The following is an 18,247-nucleotide window of genomic DNA, read 5'->3' on the forward strand; positions in this document are numbered from 1 at the left end:
GCCGGCTCCAGGCAGAGGAAGGCCTTTTCGTCAACACCGCGGCCACCTGCACTAATTCGCTTTAGTCAGCCGTCCTCGCGCCGGTGCACCAATTCGATGGCGCATGCCCTTTACCGGCGGAGGTTGGCTCCTTGTGGACGTTTTCCCGCCGGGCTCCGGACGGGAGACTAATGCGCTTTACCGCGCGGCCGGTGAAAGGTCGGCGGGATCCGTGTTGGCGCCGCAGAGGATGACGGCGACCCGCTCGCCCGGTGCCCGCCGGATCCGGCCGAGCGCCGCCAGGGCCGTGGCGGCGCCGGGCTCGACCACGATCCGGTGGTCCTCCCAGAGCCCGCGGCGGGCGGCTGTGATCTCCGCGTCCGGTACGAGCACCGAGTCCACGCCCTCGCGCCGGGCGGCGTCCAGCGCGTCGGCGCCAACCCTCGTCGCCCCGAGCGAGTCGGCGGCCACGGAGTCCACCGGCACGTCGACCGGCCGGCCCGCCTCCAGGGCCGCGTTGAGTGCCCGGCAGTGCTCCGGTTCGGCGGCGACGACCCGTACGCCGTGTTCGCGGGCGGCGGTGGCGACGCCCGCGAAGAGCCCTCCCCCGCCGACCGCCACGACGACCGTGTCCAGGCCGGGCAGAGCGGCCCGGATCTCGTCCAGCAGGGTCCCCGCGCCCGCCGCGATCAGCGGATGGTCGTAGGCATGGCTGCTCAGGGCGCCGCTGTCGGCGGCGAACTCCCGGCAGGCGGCCTGGGCTTCGGAGTACCGGACGCCGACGAGGCGTACGTCGGCCCCGTAGCCGCTCAGCCGTTCCACCTTCACGCGGGGCGCGTTGGCGGGCAGGAACACGGTGGCGGGCACCGCCTGGGCGCGCGCCGCCCAGGCGCAGGCGAGGCCGGCGTTGCCGCCGGAGGCGATGGTGACGCCGGCGGGCGGGAGGGCGCCGGCGGCGCGGTGGGCGGCGAGGAAGTTGTGGGCGCCGCGGGCCTTGAAGGAGCCGGTGTGCTGGAGGTACTCCAGCGCGTACCAGACGCCGTCGCCGCCGGGCACGACGGCGGCGGGCCGGGTCACCCCGGCTATCCGTTCGGCGGCGGCGCGTACGGCGGCGTAGTCGAGCTGCTGTTCCATGGGCGTCGGCCCCTTTCAGGAGGCGGCGGGACGGGCTGCTTCGATGAGTTGGCGCAGGGCGCCGTAGTAGACCTCGTGGTCGGTCAGGGCGGGCAGCACGTCGGCGATCCCGGCGGAGAGCACCGGGAACCCGGCAGGGTCCAGTGCGGCCAGCGCGGCGCGCGAGGCGGCGGTGGCGCCCGCCGGATCGCGGTGGTCCACGAAGGCGGCGCTGCCGAGGGTGAGGAGGTACATCCGGCGGTAGGCGGTCATCGCCTCGGCGGCGCTCATGCCGGCGGCGACGCTGTCGGCGAGGGCCGGCTCGACGAGCCGGGCGAGCAGTTGCCGGCCCAGCCAGGGCCGGCCGCCGCGCAGCACGAGCAGCCCGGGATGGGCGACGAGCAGCCGGTAGAAGGCCGAGAAGCGCAATTCGGTGGCCTCGGCCCAGTCGGCGGTGGGCGGGATGTCGGGCAGTCTGGCGGCCAGGTGCTCGGTACAGAGGTCGAGCAGCCCCGCGAGGTCGACGCAGCGCCGCTGGACGGTGGCGTGCGAGACGTCGAGCCGTTCGGCGAGGGCGCGGAAACTCAGGGCGCCGGGGCCTTCCTCGTCCAGGATCCACAGGGCGGCTTCGGCGATCGCTCCGGGCGTGGCCCGGTCGAGGGCGGGTGATCTGCGCGGCATTGATACACCGTAACAGACGGCGTCACATACGGCGTCACAAAAAGTCGGGCGGCCTCGATCGTGTGACGCGACTGCGCCCATATTGCTGGTGATCGGGACGAAAGCACCGGCAGGCGTTGACAGCTGGTAGTCGCACCGCTGCACTGAGCGCTCGACAGCCCGTCGGTGCTCCCCCCACTCAAGGAGATCCCGTGCCGCCTCGCCCGCGTGCGTTGCTCCCCTGTCTGACCGCCGCCGCCCTGCTGGCGCTCGCCCTCGGCGCCGCACCGGCGACGGCCGGGCCCACCGCCACCTCCGACACCCCGCTCGCGCTCACCCCTCCGATGGGCTGGAACAACTGGGCGCACTACATGTGCGACATCGACGAGGCCAAGGTGCTCGCGAACGCCGACGCGCTCGTGTCCACCGGGCTCGCCGCCAAGGGTTACGACACGGTGACCGTCGACGACTGCTGGATGACGAAGTCCCGCGACGCGGACGGCGATCTGGTCACCGACACCCGGAAGTTCCCGCACGGCATGGCGTGGCTCGGGGACCACCTCCACGCGAAGGGACTGAGGTTCGGCATCTACCAGGACGCCGGCTCCCTCACCTGCGAGGGCTATCCCGGCAGCGGCGCCCCCGCGGGCGGCGGCGCGGACCACTACGCCCGCGACGCCCGGCTGTTCGCGTCCTGGAACGTGGACTACGTCAAGATGGACGGCTGCAACCTCTACGTGCCGCCCGGCACCACGAAGGAACGGGCCTACCGCGACGCCTACCACGCCGTCGCCGGGGCCCTGCGCGACAGCGGACGGGACATGGTGCTGTCCGCGTCCGCGCCCGCCTACTTCCAGCAGGGCGAATGGGGCGGATCCGACTGGCACAAGGTGCTCCACTGGGTCGGCGAGACGGGCCAACTGTGGCGCGAGGGAAGGGACATCAAGGTCTACAACGCCAAGGCCCCGAACACCTCCCGCTGGAGTTCGGTCCTCGGCAACTACGGCTACAACCGCTGGCTCGGCCGGTACGCGGGTCCCGGCAACTGGAACGACCCGGACTTCCTGATCGCGGGCGCGCCCGGACTGAGCGCGGCGGAGAGCCGCAGCCAGGTCGGCCTGTGGGCCATGATGGCGGCCCCCTTCATCCTCTCCTCCCAGGTCTCCCAGCTGAGCCCGGCCGGGCTCGCCGCCCTCGGCAACACCGATCTGATCGCACTCGACCAGGACCCGATGGGCCGTCAGGGCGCCGTCGTCTCCTCCAACGCCACCTTCGACATCCTGGTGCGGCCGCTCGCGAACGGGGACCGCGCGGTGGCCGTCCTCAACCGCTCGGGCGCCGCCCGCGACATCGACGTCCCGCTCGGGGAGGTCGGCCTGCCCGGGTGCACCGCCGACGCCAAGGACCTCTGGAACGGTCGCCGCGCTCTGGTCGGCGGCTCGCTGACCGGGCGGGTGGCCGCCCACGACACCGGCGTCTGGCGCCTCTCCCCGCGCGGGTGCGCCGGGGCGGTGCCCACCGGGCAGATCGCCGGTGCCGGCGCCACGTGCGCCGACGGGGCCAACACCACCGCGGCCGGCGCCGTCGTGATGGCGGCCTGCACCGGCGCCCCCGACCAGAGGTGGAGCCTCGGGGACGGGGCGACGCTGCGACTGGCCGGCGCCTGCCTGTCGGCGGGCGACCAGGGCTTGGTGGAGCTTGCCCGCTGCGCGCCGGGCCGGCCGGGACAGAGCTGGGAACACGACCGCAGCGGCACCCTGACCGAGACCGTGAGCGGGCTGTGCCTGACCGCGCCCGCCGCGACGAGCGCCGCGCACGCCCCCGCCGAGCGGCTCCGGCTCGCCCCTTGCGGTGACCACCGCGTCGACCAGACCTGGGCCCTGCCGGTCTGACGGCCGCCACCCCCTCAGCCCCACCCGTCACGGCACCCGAACACCAGAGGACGACGCACACCCCATGCCACGCGTTCCGCGCCCCCGCAGGCGCCGATCCGTCGCGCTCGCGACGCTGCCCACCGCACTGCTCACCCTGATCCTCGCCGCCACCGTCCCCGGGACGGCCGCCCCCGCCGCGGCCTCACCCGCGCGAGCGGACCTGCGCGAGGGCCCGCGCCCCGCGGCCCGGCCCCGCACCTTCGACACCGGCCCGGCGAGGGACGCCCTCCGGCGGCTGCTGCCCCGCCAGGCCGGCCAGTTCACCCTGGTACCCGACACCTCCGCCGAGGCCGACACCTTCACCGTCTCCGGCACCCCGGGTGCGATCACCGTACGCGGCTCCACCGGGGCGACCCTGCTCACCGGCGTCGGCTGGTACCTCCAGCACGTCGCCGGCGCCGACATCGGCTGGCCCGGCGACAGCATCGGCATGCTGCCCGCCACCCTGCCCGGCGTACCCGCCCCGGTCACCCGCAGCGCGCGGGTCCCGCACCGGTACGCGCTCAACGACACCGACGACGGCTACTCGGGCCCGTACCGCACCTTCGAGGAACACCAGCGGCAGATCGACCTGCTCGCCCTGCACGGCGTCAACGAGGTGTTCGTACAGACCGGCGCCGAGTACCCCTACTACCGGGCCCTCCAGCGGTTCGGCTACTCCGCCGCGGAACTGCGCACGTGGATCCCCGCCCCCGGCCACCAGAGCTGGTGGCTGCTGCAGAACCTGAGCGGCTTCGGCGGCCCGGTCACGGAACGGCTGATGCGCGAGCGGGCCGACCTGGGCGCCCGGATCGCGGACCAGCTGCGCGGCCTCGGCATGACACCGGTGCTGCCCGGCTACTTCGGCACCGTCCCGCCCGGCTTCGCCTCCCGCCACCAGGGCGCGACCACCGTGGCGCAGGGCGACTGGGCCGGCTTCGACCGGCCGGACTGGCTCGACCCGGCCTCCCCGGCGTTCGGGGAGCTGGCGGCCGCGTACTACGAGGAGCAGCGGGAGGTCTTCGGCGACAGCGCGATGTACCGGATGAGCCCCTTGCACGAGGGCGGCCGCACGGGCTCGGTGGACGTCCGGGCCGCCGCGGGGGCCATCCAGCGGGCGCTGTGGGCGGCCCACCCGGGCGCCCTGTGGGCGGTGCTGGGCTGGCAGGACGACCCCACGAAGGAACTGCTGGCCGGGGTGGACACCTCCAAGCTCCTGATCCTGGACGGCCTGTCCGACCGGTACAACCGCCTGGACCGGGAGGCCCGCTGGGGTGGCACCCCGTACGCGATGGGCACCATCTACAACTTCGGCGGCCACACCACGATCGGCGCCAACACCTCGGTGTGGATCGACCGGTTCGGCGCCTGGCGCGCCAAGCCGGACAGCGCGCTCAAGGGCACCGCGTACCTGCCGGAGGCCACCGGCACCAACCCGGCCGCCTTCGACCTCTTCACCGATCTGGCCTGGGAGCCGGGGCCGGTCGACCAGCGCAAGTGGTTCGCCGACTTCGCGGCCCGCCGCTACGGACGCCCGGACGCCCATGCCGCCGCGGCCTGGGAGGAGTTGCGCAAGGGCCCGTACAGCACCTCCTCGGGGCTGTGGTCGGAGTCGCAGGACAGCCTGTTCACCGCCCGGCCGAGCCTGACGGCCGCCGGCGCGGCGCACTGGAGCCCCAAGTCCATGCGCTACCAGGCCGATTCGGTCCGACGGGCCCTTGACCAGCTCCTGGCGGTGCCCCCGGCGCTCAGGTCCACCAGCGCCTACCGCTTCGACCTGGTGGACACCGCCCGCCAGGCCCTCGCCAATCACTCCCGGGTGCTGCTGCCGAAGATCCGGGCCGCCTACGAGGCCAAGGACCTGACGCGGCTGCGGCAGCTGACCGCCCAATGGCGGGACGGGGAGCGGAAGCTGGACGCCGTGACCGGCTCCGACCCCCATTTCCTGCTCGGCCACTGGCTGGCCGAGGCCCGCTCGCGCGGCGCGGACCGCGCCGAGCAGGACCGCTACGAGTACGACGCGCGCTCGATCCTGAGCGTGTGGGGACGGCGCAGCACCAGCGAGGGCGGCTTCCTGCACGACTACGCGAACCGCGAATGGAGCGGTCTGGTCTCGGAGTTGTACGCCGCCCGCTGGGACCGGTACTTCGCCTCGCTGGAGGAGGCGCTGGTCAAGCACGCCTCACCGAAGGCGATCGACTGGCACGCCTTCGAGGAGGCGTGGGCGCGGCGCACCACCCGCCACCCGGCGGCCCCGAGCGGGGACCCGCACGCACTGGCGGCCGCCGTGGCGGCGGCCCTGCCGAAGGCCGGCACCTGAGCCGTACCGGCGCAGGGGAGGCACGCCGGCGGAGGGCGAGCGTCACCCTCCCGTGGGAAATTCGGCACTCGTGCGAGGGAGAGGGCGCGCAGCGCGGCGGCGCGCGGTACGGGTCGTCGGTTCACTGACCCGGACCCGACAGGGGCGGCCACCCGGAGTGCTCCGGGTGGCCGCCCCTTCCGACGCCGTCAGGAGTGCATGGGGCATGTCCGAGACCGAACGGGAGCGGCCCTCCGCGACCCCGGAGCTGCTGGCGCTGCTCGCGGCCGCCGAGGGGGTGGTGGAGCTGCGCAAGCGCGGCGAGCTGGCCGCCGGCCGGACCGCCGCCGGCTGCGAGGACTGCCTGGAGACACTGGCCCGGCGGGCCGCGGAGCGGGCCGGTCATCCGCTCGCTTGACCGGGGCGGCCGCGGGCCCCGGGGGCTCGTACAGTCGTAGGGGACAGTCGCAGAGGGACAGCAGTGGGGGGACAGTCGAGGGGGAACGGCCGTAGGGGCCGGCGCGAGCCCGGGCGGTGACCCTGATGAGCGGTGTGCAGTGATGAGCGGTGTGCAGTCGGCATCGGGGCGCCTCCGGCCCCGGACGGCTCTCGGCGCGGTCTGTGGGCTGCTCGCGGCCTTCGCCGGGCTGGCGGCGGCGCAGGTGGCCGCCGCAGTCATCCGCCCCGAGGCGTCCCCGGTGACCGCGGTCGGCGGGGCCGCGGTGGACCGTACGCCGACCGCCGTCAAGGAGTGGGCGGTGCGCAGCTTCGGCACCGCGGACAAGACGGTCCTGACCCTCGGCATCGTCGTGGTGCTCGCTCTGGTCGCCGCGGGCGCCGGGGTGCTCGCCGTGCGCCGGACGCGCGCCGGGATGGCGGTGGCCGCGTGCTTCGGGCTCGTCGGCGCATCGGCCGCGCTCAGCCGGCCCGGGGCGGCCTGGCAGGACGCGCTGCCCTCGGTGCTGGGCGGGCTGGTCGCCGCCGGAGTGCTGTACCTGCTGGTCAGGGCCTTGAACCGGCCGCTTCCGGTGGGCGCGTCGCCCGGCGGGGCCGGCTTGATGGACCGGCGGGGCTTCGGACGGCTGGTGCTGGGCACCGCGGCCGTCTCGGCGGGCGCCTGGTACGCCGGCCGGCGCCTGGGCGCGTACGGGTCGGCGGGGGCGACGGCCTCCCGGGCCGGCCTCGTGCTGCCGGCTCCCGCGGTGCCCGCCCCGCCGGTGCCGGCCGGGGCGCAGGCGCGTGCGCCGGGGGTGTCGCCCTTCCTCACGCCCGCCCGTGACTTCTACCGGGTGGACACCGCCCTGGTCGTGCCGCGCGTGGACGCCGGTGACTGGCGGCTGCGGATCCACGGCGACGGGGTGACGAGGCCGGTGACGCTCGACCTGCGGGAGCTGCTCGCGAGACCCCTCGTCGAGCACGACATCACCCTCACCTGCGTGTCGAACGAGGTGGGCGGCCCGTACGCGGGCAACGCCCGCTGGCTCGGCGTCCGGCTCGCCGACCTCCTCAGGGAGGTGGGGGTGCGGCCGCCTTCGCAGGGCGGCCGGGCCGACCAGTTGGTGGCGCGGTCAGTGGACGGGATGACGATCGGCACGCCGGTCGAGGCCGTGATGGACGGCCGGGAGGCGCTGCTGGCGGTGGGGATGAACGGCGAGCCGCTGCCCTTCGCCCACGGCTTCCCGGTGCGGATGGTGGTGCCGGGCCTGTACGGGTACGTGTCGGCCTGCAAGTGGCTGAACGAGCTGCGCCTGACCACTTTCGCCGCGTACGACGCGTACTGGGTGCGCCGGTCCTGGGCGCGGCAGGGGCCGGTCAAGACGCAGTCGCGGATCGACACGCCGCGCGCGGGGGCGGAACCCGCGGCGGGCCGGGTGGTGGTGGCCGGGGTGGCCTGGGCCCAGCACCGGGGCATCGCCCGGGTGGAGGTCAGGGTCGACGGCGGCCCGTGGCACGGGGCCCGGCTGGCGGACTCCGACGGCGACGACACCTGGCGCCAGTGGCTGTGGCCGTGGGAGGCCGCGCCCGGGCGGCACACCGTCGAGGTCCGGGCCACGGACCGGACCGGCGCCGTGCAGACGGGCGAGCGCAGGGGGACGGTCCCGGACGGGGCCACGGGATGGCACGCGGTGACGGTGCACGTGCGGGCCGCCGACACGGTGCGTTCCGCCGCCGAGCCGGGCGGGCGCGCCGTACATTGAGGCCGTGGAGCTGACCAGTACGTCGTTCCTGGTGACCCTGGTCGTGGTCACCGCGCTCGCCATGCTCGCGGCGCTGCTGCTGTGGAACCGGCTGCCCGGGCCCGGCTGGCTGCGCTGGACCGCGCGGGTGCTGATGATCGCGCTGTGCCAGCTGACCGCCATCTGTGTCGTGGCGGCCTGGATCAACGGGAGCTTCGGGCTCTACGCCTCCTGGGACGACCTGTTGGGCACCCCGGCCGGCAACGACTCCACGATGACCGGGCCCCCGGTGGGGCGGGCCACCTTCACGCTGGGCGAGGACGGCACCCGCAGCACGTACTTCCGGGGCTCGCACTCGAAGCTGGCCGGGCAGGTGATCGTCTGGACTCCCCCGGAGTACAACGCGGCGGGCGCAGCGAAGACCCGCTTCCCGGTGCTGATGCTGCTGCACGGGTACCCGGGCTCGCCGCGCTCGTGGCTGGAGCTGGGCGACATGCCGGGGGCGCTGGAGGACCTGGTCAGGCTGGGCGCGACGCACCCCTTCATCCTGGTGATCCCGGAGATCTACCCGGGCGGCGTGAACACCGCCTGTAGTGACGTGCCGGGGCACAAGGTGGCCACCTGGCTGGCGGACGACGTGCCCGGGCTGGTCGCACGGCACTTCCGTACGCTGCCCCAGCCCAAGGGGTGGGCGGTGATGGGCATCTCGACGGGGGCGTTCTGCGCGGCGAAGCTGCCGCTGCAGTACCCGAAGGCGTTCGGCGCCGGGGCGGCACTGGACCCCGACGCGCTGACGGGGGATCCGGGGGTGCTGGCCGACCCGAGCCTGCGCGAGCGCAACAGCCCGATGTGGCTGGTCACGCACGCGAAGAAGGCGGACGTCGGCCTGTTCCTGGCCACGTCCGCGCAGGACAAGGACAGCCCGCCGCGACAGCTGGAGGCCTTCGCCAAGGCCGCGGCGGGGACGGGGGTGCGGGTCAAGACGCTGGTACGCCCGGCCGGCGGCCACAACTTCCAGACGTGGACGGGGATGTACCCCGACGCATTGGGCTGGCTGAGCTCCGAGATCCCGGCCCCTTCCGCCCCGCCCCGCTGACCGGGCCGCACGGCGACCGGTGAGCGGCGTGACCGGCCACCGACGCCGACCCGGGCGCGAGCGGCCCGGTGGCGGAGTTCGCCGGGACGTGCGGATCTGCCGAAGTACGTCTGCTCGCGCCCCCGAGCCGAGCCGACTGGAACGCGACGGCCGTGCGCAACGTGGTCGGGGCCCGCAAGGCCGCGCCGACCACGTTGCGCACAGCCGCCGTGGGCGCGTACCGGATCTACGTGCCCCGGCGCGCATCGGCTGCGGCCGGCCGCTCTCGGGTCCCACCGGAGACCGTAAGGCAGACTTGTAAGTCTGCCTGTGCATCTATAGCCTCGGCGCATGACCGACGCACGGCCCGCCGACGCCACGCCCCGCGGCATCGCCGAGGAGCTGCAACTGGCCGTCGCCCTGCTGGTCCGGCAGTGGCGCGCCGCAGCCGGGGACGGGGTGAGCCTGTCGCAGATGTCCGTCCTCAAGCGGCTGGACCGGCTCGGACCGTCCACGGCGTCCGAGCTGGCGCGGGCCGAGAAGATCCGGCCGCAGTCGCTCATCGCCACCGTGAACTCCCTCCAGGCCGAGGGTCACGTCGCCCGCAGCCCGCACCCCACCGACCGGCGCCGGCAGCTGATCGCGCTGACGCCGCAGGGCCGAGCCCTCGTAGGACTGCGCCGCGAGGCGGGGCACGGGCGGATCGCCGAACTCATCGCCGAGCGGCTGGCCCCGGCGGAGCAGCGGCTGCTGGCCGAAGCCGTTCCGCTGCTGCGGCGCCTGGCCGAGGACTGAACGCCCACCGAACCGAGGAGCCCCTCATGACCGCACCGACGCCCGCCCTCACCCTGGACCGCGGCACCGCGCTGGTCCTCATCGACCTCCAGCAGGGCATCCTGGCCCTGCCCACCGCGACGCCCGCGGCGCGGATCCTGGAGAACGGCATCGCCCTCGCCGAAGCCTTCCGGGCCCACCGGCTGCCGGTGGTGCTGGTCAAGGTGGCCTGGTCCCCCGACGGCGGCGACCTGCCCACCGCCAACGTCGACCGGCCCGGCCCCGCTTCGGCTCCGCCCGCCGCCTTCTCCGAGCTCCCCGCGGAGCTCGCCGCGCTCGGGGACGTCGTCGTCACCAAGCGGCACTGGGGCGCCTTCACCGGTACGGAACTCGACCTCCAGCTGCGCCGTCGCGGCATCCACCGGATCGTCCTGGGCGGCATCTCCACCAGCATCGGCGTCGAGTCCACCGCGCGCACGGCCTGGGAACACAGCTACGAGCTGGTCTTCGCCGAGGACGCCACCACCGACATGGACACCGGCTCCCACGACCACAGCTTCGGCAAGATCTTCCCGCGCCTGGGCAAGGTCAGCGCGACGGCGGACATCGTCATGGCTCTGAAAGCGCTGGACGACGAGCCGGTCAGCCGGGACTGACCTCCAGCCAGACGCACTTGCCGCCGTTCCCGGGGTGCGAGCCCCAACTGCGGGACAGGCGGTCCACGATGAGCAGCCCGTGCCCGCCCGGCTGCCCCGGGTCGGTGGCCGGGGCGCGTAGCGGCGGTGCCGGGTTGCCGTCGGTCACCTCGATCCGCAGCCGCTCCGGGGTCCAGTGCAGCAGCAGCGTTCCGGGCCCCCCGCCGTGCAGGCACGCGTTGGAGACGAGCTCGGACACCAGGAGCAGGACGTCCTCGGCGGCCTCCGGGAGCCACTTCCAGGAAGCGAGCGCCCTGCGCGCGAAGTCACGGCTGCGGGATACCGGGTCGGCCGCGCCCTCCAGCAGCAGGACCCGCGCCCGGCCGGGGGACCCTCGCTGCGGCATGGTTCATCTCCTCGTGTCGCCTCGGCCCCACGGGCCTCCGTACGCCCGAGCGGCTAGCCGGGCTGTCGTTCCAGTGCTTGCGCCACGTCCGCGTACACCGGGAACACACCGTCCGCGCCGGTGATGCGGAACATCCGGGCGACGGGTCCGCTCAGACCGGCCAGCTCCAGCGTGCCGCCGGCTTCCTGGACCGCGATCCTGCCGTGCAGCAGCACGTTGAGTCCGGTGGAGTCGCAGAAGCCCAGCCCGGACACGTCGACCAACAACCGGCCACCAGGGGTGACCGTCGCGTCCAGGGCGTCCCGCAAGGGCTGGGCCGTGTCATGGTCCAGCTCTCCGGTCAGCGCGAGGACCACGGTCCCGTCCACGGCCCGCACATCGACAGTGAACCGCTCATTGCCCGCTCCCGGCACCATCCGGCACCACCTTCCGTCCAGCTGTGGGTGCGCCTGCCCGGATCCCGCCGGGATACGCGTCCGGAGCCGCGAAGATCCGGATCACCGCGCCACGCGGCGCCGAAACGGCCGGGGGCTGTTCCAGATCTCCCTGAAGCGGCCCCTGAACCGCGACTTCGCAAAGTCGGGACGACAGGATCTGAACCTGCGCCCCCTTGACCCCGAGAAGCCGAGACCCAGTCCGTACCGTCCACGTGAGTCCGTGGAGTCCGGCAACCGTCCAGGTCCGGGACCTCCGCCCCACCCGCGCAGCGCTGACGAGCCAGGTCGACGGCGACGCCATGCCGGCCGGGGCCAAAGCGGCTGTGGCGGAGCTTCGCCGCTGGACGGCCGAGCAAAGGAAGTCTTGGCCTTCAGGCCTTCGGGAAAGCCGGCAAAGAATTACTGTCCCCCCCCCCCCCGAAGTTTATCCCTGGTGCGCTTGACGCGAGGTCGCCCGCGACTTTGAATGGCCCACCAGCGTTTGGAATCCGAAGAAATTCGTGCTTCCCTCCCTTGAGGATCTCCAGCTCCGGTGTGACTTCATAGACTTCGCCAGGAGATGCGACTCCAAGCATCAGGCTGACCTCAAGAGCATCCCCCTTGGCCAGATTCGCTGTGAAGCTCTTGAGCTGCTTGTCATTCTCGCCGTTATAACGCTTTTGGAGGGCTGAACGTCTACGCTCTGGTAAATGTTCCTGACATACACCACGCCACCTCCACCCCGCTCGCAAGAGATCACGTCCGTGAGCATGCCTGGTGTGTCATTTATTCTTTTCGCATTGTTGCGGACCCCCAGTACGACAACGGACTCATCGCGTTCCGTCGTAAGCACGAACCTGACGGTGATGGACTTCGAAACGCTGCCCTTTGACTCCAGCCACGAGTTCAACTCCGGGGTGCATGCCCCCTTGACGCTCGGCGGAGTTTTCGTGATCGCCGCTACTGAATTTGGCGTTACCCACGAAAACCCGTCTTCCCGTGACACAACGGAAACCTTGGGCTCTGGCCCTTGCCGACGCCCAGGTCGCGCAGGGTGGCGGCGACCGAGGCGACCTGGGCGCGCAGCCGGTTGCCTGTCACCTCGTGGCTGGAGCCGGTCTCGTCGAGGGCGATGATCGCCACGGTGTCGTCGGTGAGGTGGCGCAGGGCGTGGTGGGTGTAGTTGAGGGTGGCGCCGGGGAACCAGCGGGCGCCCGGCATCCGCTCCTCCGCGAGCACCTGCTCGTACGGGGAGTCCGCGTCGATGTCGAAGTAGTCCCACGCCGCGCCCCAGAAGCCTTCCAGGTCGGCGACGGCCCGCGGATCGGGCGTCGTGAAGGGTTCCGGGTACGGCCTGGTCATCGTGTGGCGCTCCTCAGCGGGCTCTTCTCGACGGTCCGTGGGGAAGGGTGGGGGCTGCGCGTGGTGTGCAGGAGGGACGCCCAGGCGGCGGTGTCCGTGAAGTCGTGCCTCCCGGCCGGGACGACGTCCATGACGACGCGGTCGGGGCGCAGCAGGACGGCGTCCGCCCGGCCGGCGCGCAGCCAGGCGGTGAGGGTGCCGTCGTCACGGAGGTCGGTCACGGGGATCGCCGGGACGCCGAGCCCGTGGGCGAGGGCGCGCAGCGAGGGCCAGGGATCGGCGGCGGTCAGGACGGTGAAGCTGTCGCCGAGCAGTTCGTCGAGGCGGCTGCGCCGGCCGTCGAGCGCCACCCATGGCTGCGGGCAGTGGGTGCCCACGAGGCTCCTGCGCATACGGCGCCGCACGAGGGGCCCGGCGGTCAGGGGCGGGCTGAGGTCACGGCCCGCCGTCGCGGTGAGGCCGGGTACGCGGCAGGCGGCGGCCAGGAGCGTGCGGCGCAGTGCGGCGGCGCCGTCCTGGCCGCCGGTCATGGCCCAGCCCATGGCGACCGCGAGCCGGATCACATGCCGTGCGTGCGGCTTGCGCTCGCTCTCGTAGGTGTCCAGCAGCCGTTCGTCGCCGCCCTGCCGGAGGACTCGGGCGAGCTTCCAGGTGAGGTTGTAGGCATCACGCAGGCCCGAGCACAGGCCCTGCCCTATGAACGGCGGGGTGAGGTGGGCGGCGTCGCCGAGGAGGAAGACCCGTCCGCTGCGCCACCGGTCGGCCACCCGAGCCCGGAAGGTGTACTGCGTCTCCCGTACGACGTCGAAGTCCCCGTCGTACGAGGGCGACAGCCACGGGGCGATCAGTTCGCGGACCGGTTGCTGCCCTTCTTGCAGCCGGAACTCCCAGCGGTAGCGGTCCTCACCGACGCGCATGAACGTCGCCGGCCGGTGCGGGTCGCAGACCTGGTCGACGCCTTCCCAGCAGCGGACGTCGGCCTTCGTGCGGACGTCGATGACGGTCCAGCGTTCCTCGAAGCGCAGGTCCTCCCATTCGGCACCGATGGCTTCGCGGGTGAGGCTGCCCGCGCCGTCGCAGCCGAGGACCGCCTCGGCCCACAGATGATGCTCGCCGTCGTCGTCGCGGTAGGTCACGCGCACGGGGCCGGCCGGGTCCGGGAGGACGCCGGTGACCTCGACACCGCCCCGCAGCTCGCACCCCGGGCGCCGGGCGAGGGCGTCGCGCAGCAGTCGTTCCAGGTCGGGCTGGTCGAACATGCTGGTCTGCGGGTAGCCGTGGTGGCCGTGCTCGGAGCGCCGGAACTCGGCCATGACCCGATGGCGGGCGTCCAGCAGCCGAAGTCCGTTCGCGGGGCGGGCGATCGCGGCGAACTCCTCGCCCACGCCCGCGGCCTGGAGGATGCGGCGCACCTCGTCGTCGGTGGCGACGGCGCGCGGGAGCGGGTAGAGGTCCTGGTGGCGTTCCAGGACGACGGTGCGGATACCGCGCCGGGCGAGGAGGAGGGCGGCGGTCACGCCCACCGGCCCGGCGCCGATGATCACGACGGGTGCGGGGTCTGTCTGTGCCGGCCCGGGTGCGGTGTCCCGGGGCCCGGGCTGGTCGGCGGTCATGTGCGGCTCACCTCGGGTCCTTCCCCCAAGCCCTTCGAGCAGGGGGCACCCCCAGCGTCCGTGACGGGCGTGCGCTGCTCGCCGAGGTCGATCCGCCCGTCCGCGGTCGAGATCGTCGCCGTGATCACGTCACCCGTGTGCAGGTAGTGAGGGTTGCGGGCCTGGCTCTTGAAGAACGCCTTCCACTTCACGGCGGGCGGCAGCAGCGCGCCGATCTTCTCGACCGCCTTGGGCGGGGCCTTGAGGGCCGTGCCCCCGGGGGTCCCGGTGAGCAGCAGGTCGCCGGGGTCGAGGGTCTGGAAACGGGCCAGCAAGGTCAGCGCCTGTGCCGGGCGGACGATCATGTCGGCGAGGGTGCGGTCCTGGCGCAGCTCGCCGTTGACCGACAGCCTCAGCCTCAGATCGAGGAGACGGGCGAAGTGCTCGGGCTCCAGCAGCGCCAGGTAGGGGCCGGTCGGTGTGAAGGTCGGGTACGACTTGCTCTCGTAGAACTGCGTCTTGGTCAGCTGCACCTCACGGGCGCTGACGTCGTTCGTGATCACCAGCCCGGCGACGTACGACGGCAGGTCACGCTCCTCGACCACGGTGCCGATGGGCAGGGGTGCGCCCATGACGAGCCCGAGCTCGATCTCGTAGTCGAGGAACTTCACGTGTGACGGCCGGACGATCGCCTCGCCCGGGCCGCTCACCGACCCGGACGCCTTGCGGAAGAAGGCGGACGGGATGTCGCCGGTGAAACCCGAATCGCGGGCGTGGCTGCGGTAGTTGACCATCTGTGCGACCACCCGGCAGGGGGTGGTGACCGGCGAGAGGGCCACTAGATCGGCGGCGGGCGTGCCCGCGTCGGCCGAGAGCGCCGCCTCCCGTACGGCGTCACGGTCGGCGATCAGTTCGGCGGTGGTGGCGGCCTTGGTGTCAACGGGGACGGCCCGGTCGCCGCGGAGAACCCACCAGCCGTCGGCGGTGCGCAGGACGTTCGTACTCATGTCAGTGCCTTTGTGAGGGGGTTGGGCGTGCGGAGGTTCAGGACTTGGCGGCTTTGAGCAGGCCCAGCAGGCGTGCCGGGTCCATCTCGTTGTCGCCCCGCAGGGCTTCGATGACGTCACGGACCCGCTGCGGGGAGGGGCTCGCGCCGAGGAAGTCACGGGTGGCAGGAGGTCCCCACTGGGCGAGGCCGGTGGTCGACATGGGTGCCCAGCCGGGCTCCAGGTCGCAGGAGAACAGGTCGCCGTCGGCGAAGTGCTCCAGCATGAAGCGGTCGGGGTCGCGCCAGTAGTCGAAGAGCTGGCTGCCCTGGACGTGCCGGCCGATGCCCCAGCTGCGCTGGTAGCCGCGCTCGGCCAGGTACTCGCCGCCTGCGGCGATCGCGTCGAGGTCGGTCACCTGGTAGGCGGAGTGGACGTAGCCGTTGCCCGGGCCCAGGTGCATGGCCAGCGTGTGGTGGTCAACGGCCCGGCTGCCCTGGTCACAGCGGATGAACGCCATCGTCGGGCCACGGCCGCGCTGGCCGTCCAGGAACAGGAAGTCGGACACGATCATCCCGAGGGTGTCCAGGTACCAGTCGAGGGCGCGCCCGAACACCCGTGTCTCCAGGACCACATGGCCCAGACGCTGGATGCGGGAGGGTTCACGCGGCGGGCGCTGGGTGACGTTCGTGCGGCGGTGATCGGTGCCGAAGTTGAGCAGCAACGGCTGCTGCTCGGGCAGCGCCGGCAGTTCCTGCCCGCAGTGCACGACCCGGACCGGGAAGCCGGAGGGGTCGAGCAAGTCGACCACCTTGCCGCCGCCGGGCACGTCCGCGTCCCGTACGGACGTGCCCGTGGCGCGGGCCAGACGGTCCAGGTCGGCCCGCTCGGCGGCGCGGAACGCCGGGCCGATGAAACGGGAGGTCCGGCCGCGCCGGATCACCATGCACGGCGAGCCGGCGAAGGTGCCCCGCAGCCACAGCTCGCCCTCGCTCCGGGCGGCGACACCGAAGCCGAAGTCCCGGGCGAAGACCTCGGCCCGGTCCGGGTCGGGCTTCTCGAACTCCAGCCAGGCCAGGTCGGCCACCTTGATCACCGGGTTGCGGGACCGCCCGGGATGTTCGCCGCGCAGGGCGCCGTGCGCGCTGTGGAGGTCCTGATGGGCCGTCCTGACGTCCGGGACGCCGACTGCGTTGGGGGTTTCGGACATGGTGCCCTCCAAGCAACATTGCCTTGATGAGGAAATCATCAAGTGTGACGGTTCTGTCGTCAAGGTGTTCATGGCAGGAAATGATGAATTCATCAGGATTGCGATGGTCATCGCCTCGGCGGTTAGAATCAGGGCATGCCGACGTCAGCCCCGCCCAGCAACCGATTCGAGCGGCGACGCGCCGAAACCCGCGGAGCTCTCGTCCGCGCGGCCCGCCAGATACTCGCCGAGACCGGGGACACCAGCGTCAGCATCCAGGTGATCGCCGAGCGCGCCGACGTCGGCTTCGGCTCGTTCTACAACCACTTCGACTCGAAGACGGAGCTGTTCGAGGCCGCGGTGCAGGACGCGCTGGAGGAGTTCGGCCAGACCTTCGACGAGCGCCTGGCCGGGATCGACGACCCCGCGGAGCTCGTCGCGACGGGCTTCCGGCTCAGCGCCCGCATGGCCGAGTCGCACCCGGAGCTGATGCAGGTGCTGCGCCGCCGGGGCCTGGGCCACATCCACTCGGACAACGGTCTGTCCCGACGGGCCCGCCGGGACGTCGAGGTCGGCATGGCCGCCGGCCGCTTCACCGCCGTCGACCCGGCGGTGGCCCTGTCCGCACTGGGCGGAACCCTGCTGTCCCTGGTGGAGCTGAGATTCTCCCGGCCCGACGTGGACGGCGACGACGCCGCGGTGAACCTCGCCGAGATGGTCCTGCGCATGCTGGGCGTCCCGCCGGACGACGCCCACGAGGTCGCCCGCCGCCCCCTCCCCGACCTCGTCTGACCGACCCCGGCGTCCACTCCCCCTACGCGGTGGACGACGAGCTCGGACGGAAGGTGACCGAGCGGCCGGTGAAGCGGGCGTCGATCCCGCTCTCCGCGGTGGTGACCGGCGTAGGTGCAGCCGTCTACGTGCGCTGCGCGCTCTCGGCCATCGACAACAACCACCCCGTCGTCACCGCACCGAAGACCCGGTCGAGCCGCGGCTGGGGCGCGATCTCGCCGCGCGTCACCACCGCTCTCCGGAACCAGGAAGACAACTGCGCGCACCGGAAGTGGTCCTGACGACCCGATCGCCGGACTCGTGTTCTGCCGCCCGACGGGCGGCCGCTCGGACCGCACCAGGTCCTCGACCGGCTCCACCAGCTGTCCGAGGAAGCGGGCGTGCCCAGGATCACCGTCCACGACCTGCGCCAGCTGGCGGCCACGATCACCATCACCGCCGGCGTACCGCTCACCGTGGTCTCCAAGACGCTGCGGCACTCCACCCTGTCGACCACCGCGAACATCTACAGCCACCTCACCCGGCAGGCAGCCCGCGAAGCCGTCGACACCATCGACGGCACCCTCACCGGAGCCGAGAAGGCCGGGCTCGGGACGAGCCGCCCGGCATGGCTGCGACCACCACGCGACCACATCCGCCGGCTCGGTGAAGTTGTCCGCCGGCTCCGCTCCCCCGCAGCGTCGGCCTCCTGCGCCACGGCCTCCCGGCCGCAGACTGGACGTGCGACCACATTGCGACCACCACGGCCCCGGACATACCAAAGGCCGCCCTCTCATGGATGAGAGAACGGCCTCCGACCTGCATAAAGCATGGTCGGGACGACAGGATTTGAACCTGCGACCCCTTGACCCCCAGTGGCTGACGCCCAGTCCTGCTCGT

17 protein-coding genes and 1 pseudogene are annotated in these 18,247 nt (G+C 72.9%); 10 read left to right on the forward strand and 8 right to left on the reverse strand.

Annotation, left to right across the window (positions count from 1 at the left end; all coding sequences use genetic code 11):
• Positions 1-177: 177 nt before the first annotated feature.
• Entirely contained in the window at positions 178-1,113 is a 936-nt protein-coding gene (locus tag IE207_RS16245; protein ID WP_190184915.1) for a serine/threonine dehydratase, read from the reverse strand.
• 15 nt (positions 1,114-1,128) lie between these two features.
• Positions 1,129-1,773 carry a TetR/AcrR family transcriptional regulator gene (locus IE207_RS16250; RefSeq protein WP_190184916.1) on the reverse strand — a complete coding sequence of 215 codons (645 nt, stop codon included), beginning with the start codon at positions 1,771-1,773 and terminating at the stop codon, positions 1,129-1,131.
• Positions 1,774-1,964: 191 nt separating this feature from the next.
• Between IE207_RS16250 and IE207_RS16255 the strand changes: the two genes are divergently transcribed.
• From IE207_RS16255 to IE207_RS16285, 7 genes are all read left to right on the forward strand, one after another.
• On the forward strand, positions 1,965-3,644 hold the full coding sequence (locus tag IE207_RS16255; RefSeq protein WP_229873770.1) for an alpha-galactosidase: 1,680 nt from the start codon (positions 1,965-1,967) through the stop codon (positions 3,642-3,644).
• A 64-nt stretch (positions 3,645-3,708) separates the two neighbouring features.
• On the forward strand, positions 3,709-5,985 hold the full coding sequence (locus IE207_RS16260) for an alpha-N-acetylglucosaminidase (RefSeq protein ID WP_190184917.1): 2,277 nt from the start codon (positions 3,709-3,711) through the stop codon (positions 5,983-5,985).
• 205 nt (positions 5,986-6,190) lie between these two features.
• A complete protein-coding gene (locus IE207_RS16265; RefSeq protein ID WP_190184918.1) occupies positions 6,191-6,382 on the forward strand; it encodes a hypothetical protein in 192 nt (63 codons plus the stop codon).
• Between the two features lie 142 nt (positions 6,383-6,524).
• Positions 6,525-8,162 (forward strand): molybdopterin-dependent oxidoreductase, encoded by a 1,638-nt coding sequence (locus IE207_RS16270; protein ID WP_190184919.1) that lies wholly within the window; start codon positions 6,525-6,527, stop codon positions 8,160-8,162.
• Between the two features lie 4 nt (positions 8,163-8,166).
• Complete coding sequence (locus tag IE207_RS16275; RefSeq protein ID WP_190184920.1) at positions 8,167-9,237, forward strand: alpha/beta hydrolase; 1,071 nt, start codon at positions 8,167-8,169, stop codon at positions 9,235-9,237.
• Between the two features lie 330 nt (positions 9,238-9,567).
• Positions 9,568-10,011, forward strand: coding sequence for a MarR family winged helix-turn-helix transcriptional regulator (locus tag IE207_RS16280; protein ID WP_190184921.1), 444 nt, complete (start codon positions 9,568-9,570; stop codon positions 10,009-10,011).
• Positions 10,012-10,037: 26 nt separating this feature from the next.
• Entirely contained in the window at positions 10,038-10,646 is a 609-nt protein-coding gene (locus IE207_RS16285; protein WP_190184922.1) for a hydrolase, read from the forward strand.
• On the opposite strand, the gene IE207_RS16290 is transcribed toward IE207_RS16285, so the two are convergent.
• The 6 genes and pseudogenes from IE207_RS16290 to IE207_RS16315 all read right to left on the reverse strand — a co-directional run bounded on the left by IE207_RS16290 (position 10,633) and on the right by IE207_RS16315 (position 16,597).
• Positions 10,633-11,031 carry an ATP-binding protein gene (locus tag IE207_RS16290; RefSeq protein ID WP_190184923.1) on the reverse strand — a complete coding sequence of 133 codons (399 nt, stop codon included), beginning with the start codon at positions 11,029-11,031 and terminating at the stop codon, positions 10,633-10,635. The two genes, IE207_RS16285 and IE207_RS16290, sit on opposite strands and share 14 nt — an antisense overlap.
• Positions 11,032-11,084: 53 nt before the next feature.
• Positions 11,085-11,447: an STAS domain-containing protein gene (locus tag IE207_RS16295; RefSeq protein ID WP_190184924.1), complete on the reverse strand. Its 363-nt coding sequence runs from the start codon at positions 11,445-11,447 to the stop codon at positions 11,085-11,087.
• Between the two features lie 1,026 nt (positions 11,448-12,473).
• Positions 12,474-12,809 (reverse strand): annotated as a pseudogene (locus IE207_RS16300) (acetyl-coenzyme A synthetase N-terminal domain-containing protein); the annotation flags it as partial.
• Positions 12,806-14,422, reverse strand: a complete 1,617-nt coding sequence (mhpA, locus tag IE207_RS16305) for a bifunctional 3-(3-hydroxy-phenyl)propionate/3-hydroxycinnamic acid hydroxylase MhpA (RefSeq protein WP_229873771.1) — start codon at positions 14,420-14,422, stop codon at positions 12,806-12,808. The pseudogene IE207_RS16300 and the gene mhpA, both read right to left, overlap by 4 nt.
• Positions 14,419-15,408, reverse strand: a complete 990-nt coding sequence (locus IE207_RS16310) for a fumarylacetoacetate hydrolase family protein (protein ID WP_190184925.1) — start codon at positions 15,406-15,408, stop codon at positions 14,419-14,421. The genes mhpA and IE207_RS16310 overlap by 4 nt, the downstream gene beginning before the upstream one ends.
• 37 nt (positions 15,409-15,445) lie before the next feature.
• Positions 15,446-16,597: a VOC family protein gene (locus IE207_RS16315; protein WP_190184926.1), complete on the reverse strand. Its 1,152-nt coding sequence runs from the start codon at positions 16,595-16,597 to the stop codon at positions 15,446-15,448.
• 135 nt (positions 16,598-16,732) lie between these two features.
• On the opposite strand from IE207_RS16315, the gene IE207_RS16320 reads away from it, so the two are divergent.
• Genes IE207_RS16320 through IE207_RS16330 form a run of 3 tightly spaced genes read left to right on the forward strand, consistent with a single transcriptional unit; the run spans position 16,733 to position 18,150 of the window.
• Positions 16,733-17,368, forward strand: a complete 636-nt coding sequence (locus tag IE207_RS16320; RefSeq protein ID WP_190184927.1) for a TetR/AcrR family transcriptional regulator — start codon at positions 16,733-16,735, stop codon at positions 17,366-17,368.
• A gap of 29 nt (positions 17,369-17,397) precedes the next feature.
• Complete coding sequence (locus tag IE207_RS16325; protein ID WP_190184928.1) at positions 17,398-17,649, forward strand: hypothetical protein; 252 nt, start codon at positions 17,398-17,400, stop codon at positions 17,647-17,649.
• A gap of 24 nt (positions 17,650-17,673) precedes the next feature.
• The gene (locus IE207_RS16330; protein ID WP_190185122.1) at positions 17,674-18,150 is read left to right on the forward strand and encodes a tyrosine-type recombinase/integrase; all 477 of its coding nucleotides are present in this window, start codon (positions 17,674-17,676) and stop codon (positions 18,148-18,150) included.
• The last annotated feature ends 97 nt before the right edge of the window (positions 18,151-18,247 follow it).

This window comes from Streptomyces cirratus (assembly GCF_014650775.1).
GTDB classification, from domain to species: domain Bacteria; phylum Actinomycetota; class Actinomycetes; order Streptomycetales; family Streptomycetaceae; genus Streptomyces; species Streptomyces cirratus.

Coding starts and splice junctions, on each gene's coding strand:
- IE207_RS16295 (WP_190184924.1), bottom strand. CDS start 11,447: ATGGTGCCGGGAGCGGGCAATGAGCGGTTCACTGTCGATGTGCGGGCC.
- IE207_RS16285 (WP_190184922.1), top strand. CDS start 10,038: ATGACCGCACCGACGCCCGCCCTCACCCTGGACCGCGGCACCGCGCTG.
- mhpA (WP_229873771.1), bottom strand. CDS start 14,422: ATGACCGCCGACCAGCCCGGGCCCCGGGACACCGCACCCGGGCCGGCA.
- IE207_RS16315 (WP_190184926.1), bottom strand. CDS start 16,597: ATGTCCGAAACCCCCAACGCAGTCGGCGTCCCGGACGTCAGGACGGCC.
- IE207_RS16270 (WP_190184919.1), top strand. CDS start 6,525: ATGAGCGGTGTGCAGTCGGCATCGGGGCGCCTCCGGCCCCGGACGGCT.
- IE207_RS16245 (WP_190184915.1), bottom strand. CDS start 1,113: ATGGAACAGCAGCTCGACTACGCCGCCGTACGCGCCGCCGCCGAACGG.
- IE207_RS16250 (WP_190184916.1), bottom strand. CDS start 1,773: ATGCCGCGCAGATCACCCGCCCTCGACCGGGCCACGCCCGGAGCGATC.
- IE207_RS16260 (WP_190184917.1), top strand. CDS start 3,709: ATGCCACGCGTTCCGCGCCCCCGCAGGCGCCGATCCGTCGCGCTCGCG.
- IE207_RS16280 (WP_190184921.1), top strand. CDS start 9,568: ATGACCGACGCACGGCCCGCCGACGCCACGCCCCGCGGCATCGCCGAG.
- IE207_RS16265 (WP_190184918.1), top strand. CDS start 6,191: ATGTCCGAGACCGAACGGGAGCGGCCCTCCGCGACCCCGGAGCTGCTG.
- IE207_RS16320 (WP_190184927.1), top strand. CDS start 16,733: ATGCCGACGTCAGCCCCGCCCAGCAACCGATTCGAGCGGCGACGCGCC.
- IE207_RS16310 (WP_190184925.1), bottom strand. CDS start 15,408: ATGAGTACGAACGTCCTGCGCACCGCCGACGGCTGGTGGGTTCTCCGC.
- IE207_RS16290 (WP_190184923.1), bottom strand. CDS start 11,031: ATGCCGCAGCGAGGGTCCCCCGGCCGGGCGCGGGTCCTGCTGCTGGAG.